The 5,262-nt window shown below is 47.7% G+C and carries 4 protein-coding genes; all 4 read right to left on the bottom strand.

Features of this window, described 5'->3' with window-relative positions; translation table 11 throughout:
* Window positions 1-291: 291 nt before the first annotated feature.
* On the bottom strand, window positions 292-1,413 hold the full coding sequence (locus tag VIM87_RS01585) for a C1 family peptidase (protein WP_331995275.1): 1,122 nt from the start codon (window positions 1,411-1,413) through the stop codon (window positions 292-294).
* A gap of 184 nt (window positions 1,414-1,597) precedes the next feature.
* Window positions 1,598-3,667 carry a M56 family metallopeptidase gene (locus VIM87_RS01590; protein ID WP_331995276.1) on the bottom strand — a complete coding sequence of 690 codons (2,070 nt, stop codon included), beginning with the start codon at window positions 3,665-3,667 and terminating at the stop codon, window positions 1,598-1,600.
* A gap of 28 nt (window positions 3,668-3,695) precedes the next feature.
* Window positions 3,696-4,088: a BlaI/MecI/CopY family transcriptional regulator gene (locus VIM87_RS01595; RefSeq protein WP_331995277.1), complete on the bottom strand. Its 393-nt coding sequence runs from the start codon at window positions 4,086-4,088 to the stop codon at window positions 3,696-3,698.
* Window positions 4,089-4,237: 149 nt separating this feature from the next.
* On the bottom strand, window positions 4,238-5,107 hold the full coding sequence (locus tag VIM87_RS01600; protein ID WP_331995278.1) for a sterol desaturase family protein: 870 nt from the start codon (window positions 5,105-5,107) through the stop codon (window positions 4,238-4,240).
* Between the last annotated feature and the right edge of the window lie 155 nt (window positions 5,108-5,262).

Genomic DNA, 5,262 nt, shown 5'->3' on the forward strand with positions numbered 1-5,262 from the left:
GGAGCTAACAGATGCACCTGTACAACATTATACAAAATTTGAAGTAGTACATTAAGTGAATATGCGGATATGCAACGGTGTAAGTGAATGTATAAACTATGCGGGCGGGCTGCCATGCAGCATTTGCCGCAAACTATGAATGACCCCGAAAGGGCTGGCCTGTTTTACATCACTATACTTTTTTGCTGCTTGTCTTGTTTAAAATTATACAGCAATCTGTTTGAGAGTAGCTATATACTCACCCATACATTGTATATCCGCATATGCACTTATCAAAATATAGTTGACCCATTAATTCTTCATAGCCATTGCCAACTTTTCTTTTATTGACTTATCCAACGCTGCTTTAGGTACAATGATCGTGATAGTATTGATCGCGAAGTAGGGTTCGGATACATTTACGTAACCGCCTAAAGGTCCATTGGTGCCCCAGGAGTTTTTAACGATGAAGAAATCTTTGCCTTTAGGACTTTTACCTAAGCCGGTGATATGCATCAGGTGATCGTCCTGGGTAACCAGCTCTTCGTACAGGCGTTGGCGGTATTCCTGTGAGTTAGGCCGTTCCTGTTGATCGGGATCTATGGTGCTGCCCATAATAGGTGCATCTTCTGCAGGGGCCAGGGCATAACCTTTGCCGGGCATCCAGCCGCGGTTGCTGGCATCTGCATCCCACATTACGGTGTAGCCGTTTTGTATAGCCGTTTTGGTGAGGCCGATCAGCTCATTTAAGGGTACGTTATAATAGGCGCCGTTAGAAAAATTATCAGGTACTTCTACTACAAAGGACTGGTAAAAAGGGTGGTGGCTGAAGGAGGTAAAGAAGGCATAATCGGCCGGATCAAATTTTATTACCTCTTTGGCAAACGTGAGCGGTGTATAGGTATGGCCATTGTATTCAAAGCTGGCCGGCGGTTTACCCAGGTGTTGGTCCAGGATGGCGGTAACGCGCTCCTGCCAGTTATCCGGGATAGGGCGTTTAACTTTCAACAGGCTATCCAGGTAGCTCCGCAGCTCCGCTACCAGCTGGGTGTGGTTATGCTGCGTTTGGCCATCAATAAGGCCACTGTAGGCACTTTCCGGCATTATGCCGTAAGTAGCCATGGCATGTATCACATCGTGACCCAGGCCGCCTTCGTCAAAACGGGCAGCGCCCTGGCGCCGGATGTAGTTCAGCGCTTTTTCCATGTACATATTACGCACGGTGAACATTTCGGAGAGGTCCGGGCTGGGTGCCCCCTTACGGATACACTCTGATTCTACCAGCGAGGTGGTGGAAAAACACCAGCAGGTGCCGGTTTGTGCCTGGTTTTTTACCGCGGTTGCCGCATTTTTTTTCTGAACAATAATTTCATTGGTTTGGGCATTCACCTGTACTGCACAGAGTACGGTTAATACGATCACTAATACACGCATGTGAAAAAAAGGGTTTAATGATCCTAAAGATAGGGTAACTGCCAAAATTAAACGCTACTGCTGTATGAACGGCAGTAGCGCTTAAAAAATGCTTATTTGCAGATGGCGGTCAGGCAGATAAGCGGGTATGAAGATCTGAGGAACTTGTGCGTTCCTGGCAACGTAGTTCCGGGATGGAGCTACATTAATCCTGTATATTAATGTTCAGGTTATCCTTTTCTCCTTTGAGGATGATCGAGTTGCCTTCACTCAGGTAGGGGCGGTATTTATCCATTACTGCGCCGGGTTGCTGTGTACCGTTAATATAGAGCTGACCATTCTTTTTTTCGATGGAATAGGCTTTGTTGGGATCCAGCAGGTTATCGGCAGCCATCTTTTTAACCAGTTCACTATACCGGGCACGGGTAACTTCAGCTTTGCGCTTCGCTACTTCTGCCTGGCGGCGGGCTACTTCTGCCTGTTTGCGGGCGGTGGCAGCATCTGCCCTGGCATAATCCATTTGCTCCCTGGCTTTTTTGCCGGCTTCCCGGGTTTCTTTCCGCACTTCTTTCAGCGCCTCTTCCTGTGCCTTCCTGGCTTCTTTACGGGCGGCAGCTATTTCTTTACGTATAGATTCTCTTTCTTCCGGGCTAAGGCCTTTTTTTATGCCCTCCTGGGCTTCCTGCATGCTGTTCTTAATGATCTCTTCCAGGTTAATGGAGGCCATTGCTTCCTTGGCGCTTTGTAAGCCCAGCTGCACGCTTTGGTTAATTACTTCAGGGTCCCAGGACTGCTGGCTTTCTTTAATGGCTGCATTCATTTCTGCATTGATCTTTTTCCAGTCAACATTCTTCATGGCCTCATTTACGTTCTTATTGATCTGGTTCCAGTCAACATTTTTCATCGCCTTGGCTGTTTCTTCATTGATCTTTTTCCAATCAATGTTCTTCATGGCCTGCTGCATGGCTTTCTGCGCCACAATCATTTGCTCCTGCACAGTAGCATCTATTTTTTCTTTGTTATCCTTCGTGTCCTTCTCATAATCAAAGTCTGCCTGACCGGCGGAGCTGCCAGGGGCAGGCGTGTCTGCCTTGCTATCCTGGTCATCCGTGGTGGCTGGTGTGGGAACAGGGACCGGTGTACCATTTTTAGCCGGCACGGTGTCCTGGTTTACTAGGGTGGCAATAGGAGCAGCCGGCGTTACCGGTTTTCCGGCAGTTGCTGTTGCTTTACTATCCTGCCGGGCGGCGGAAGGAGTGATCCAGGCTATGGCGGTTAAGCCAACGGCAATGATTAAAACTGCCATTAATTTTTGACTATAGTTGAGATGGGACGTTTTCATTTCCATGATACGTTTAATGCGGTAAAACAAATGTTGTTTATTGTCTGCAGCCGCCATTGCCATCGGGTTGGTCGTGAACCGGTATTCTTCCAACGCTACCAGGGCTTTGGCGTAGTGCAGGGGCTGTACGGTATGGGCTATTACCATATCGTCGCAGCAGTGTTCCCTTTCCAGGCGGATGTACTTGGAGATCCACCATACAAAGGGGTTAAAGAAAAGGGTTGTTTCTACAATGGACTGGAAGATATTCAGTATATAATCATTGCGTTTTACGTGCGCCAGCTCATGCAGCAGGATGGCTTCCAGCTGTTCGGCGCTCAGGTTGTTGAACATGGCGATAGGCACCAGTATTACCGGTTTCAGAAAGCCCATCATCACGGGAACCTGTATGTGCTGCGATACCAGCAATTTTACCTTGCGGGGTATTTGCAGCTGTTTAGATAATTTGCGCAGGTATTGTTCCCAGGCTGTATCTGCAGGCATGCCCTGTTGTTTACGGATCTGCTGCAGCTGCGCCAGGTCTGCAAAAAGCTTAATGCACATTACACCTACACCGGCCATATACAGTGCTACCAATATGGGAAAACAAAATTCCAGGTTCGGAAAAGCCCCGTTAAGCTCCTGCTGGCGTTGGTACACTGCCGGCATATTCAGTAATACAGGCGATGCGGCAGCAGCAGCCGGGCTGGCGATAGTGTGAAAGGGGGTAACTGCATCCAGCTGCTGGAACAGGGTAACTACAAACCAGCCGAATATACCTGCCAGTGAAATAAAGGAGAGGTTATATTTGGTGCTGGCCGTAGCAGCGGGCCATAATTTGAGCACAATACGCAGGCAGCCAAATATGAGCAGGGCCTGCCAGATGGAGTGCAGAATGGCCCAGCCGAGGGCTGTTACCAGGTCTGTAGTGTAAGGGTGGAACATTGCAGCCATGATTTAAAATGATTATTGCAAAGGCGAACTACTTGCGTTGTTGCTTTTCAATTTCGTTCAGATACTGTTTGATCTTCTCCAGCTCTTCCTTCGATGATTTATGATTGCCCAAAGCCTGCAGCACCAGCTGGGATGCAGAGCCATTGAACACGGTATCTATCATTTTATCCAGTAACTGACGCTGGGTATTTTCCTGTGATACGGCCGCAGCATAAATATGTGTTTTGCTGCTGGCATCTCTTTCCAGCAATCCCTTTTCATGCATGATCTGCATGAGCTTCAGGGTGGTGGTATAACCCGCGTCTTTACTTTGTTCCAGGATCTCATGCACTTCCCGAACGGTACTGGGCCCTTTTTCCCAAAGTACCCTCAGAATTTCCAGCTCACTTTCTGTAGGTTTTAATTGTTTTCCTGCGCTCATAATCAATGTAATACTATACTTTCAATGAATATACGAATATCTTCGTAAACAAATGTACGATAGTTTTCGTAAATGCAAAATGAAATCTTGAAAAGATGGCGGGAATGGTAAATAAAAAGGGTGATCTGAAGGTAAAAGGGGATGAGTGGTCAGGAGAGTGGGTGCTCCCGGCGCAGCTGCCTGGTTGTTTTGCGGGTACCGTCATGGCTCCAGCCGGGGGCATCAAATAAATAATGCCAGGCATCCTTAAAAGAGCGGCTATGGCGCAGATCTTTCCAGATATCTACCCACTCATGGGTAGCAATACGGAGCGGGTTATAGGTGTAAATGTTCTTAGTAAGGCCGTAAATGGGCCGTTCTGTTTCCGGGGTAAAAGTGCCAAACATACGATCCCAGATAATGAGCACACCGGCATGGTTACGGTCTAAATATTTAATATCTGAAGCGTGGTGCACCCGGTGGTGAGAGGGCGTGTTAAAGAACCATTCTATAAACCGGGGCAGCTTATGAATAGCTTCGGTATGGATCCAGAACTGGTATAATAAGCTAATAGCCTGCATGGTCATTACCATGGCAGGATGAAAGCCCAGCAAGGGCATCCACACCCAGAACAGGAAGGTGCCTGTAAAGTTGCCGGTCCAGTTTTGACGCAGGGCAGTTGCAAGGTTGTATTTGCGGGAGGAATGGTGAATAACATGTGAAGCCCAGAAAAAGCGTACAGTATGGCTTACGCGGTGAAACCAGTAATAGCTGAGATCATCTGCAAAAAAGCATAATATCCAGGCCCACCATACAAAGCCCAGGGTAAACAACCGGTACTGATATACAAAAGTATATACGCCGAAAATAATAGCTTTGGTAAACAACCCCAGGAATACATTGCCCAGCCCCATTGCGATGCTGCTGGCGGCATCCCTGGTTTCGTAAAAGTCCTTTTTTTCAATGGCAGAAAAGATCACCTCCGCCAGCAACAGCAGCACAAAACCCGGAATAGCGTAGTGTATAAGATCAGGTGCCATACTGTAATTTACGGAAAAAGGCGGAATGCGGAACGCGGTTGAGCGGGGTATGGAAGGAATATGCTAAGCAGGTAAAATCGGAAGGGTATGGAGGAACGGTTGGAGTGAGGGATGTGGAAATGCGGTTAAGCGGACTACGAGGCTATGGATGAAGA

The organism is Chitinophaga sp., from assembly GCF_036569125.1.
Taxonomy (GTDB): domain Bacteria; phylum Bacteroidota; class Bacteroidia; order Chitinophagales; family Chitinophagaceae; genus Chitinophaga.

What these genes read in the sequence shown, in the direction of transcription:
- VIM87_RS01585 (WP_331995275.1), bottom strand. Translation starts at nt 1,413, where the DNA reads ATGCGTGTATTAGTGATCGTATTAACCGTACTCTGTGCAGTACAGGTG.
- VIM87_RS01590 (WP_331995276.1), bottom strand. Translation starts at nt 3,667, where the DNA reads ATGGCTGCAATGTTCCACCCTTACACTACAGACCTGGTAACAGCCCTC.
- VIM87_RS01595 (WP_331995277.1), bottom strand. Translation starts at nt 4,088, where the DNA reads ATGAGCGCAGGAAAACAATTAAAACCTACAGAAAGTGAGCTGGAAATT.
- VIM87_RS01600 (WP_331995278.1), bottom strand. Translation starts at nt 5,107, where the DNA reads ATGGCACCTGATCTTATACACTACGCTATTCCGGGTTTTGTGCTGCTG.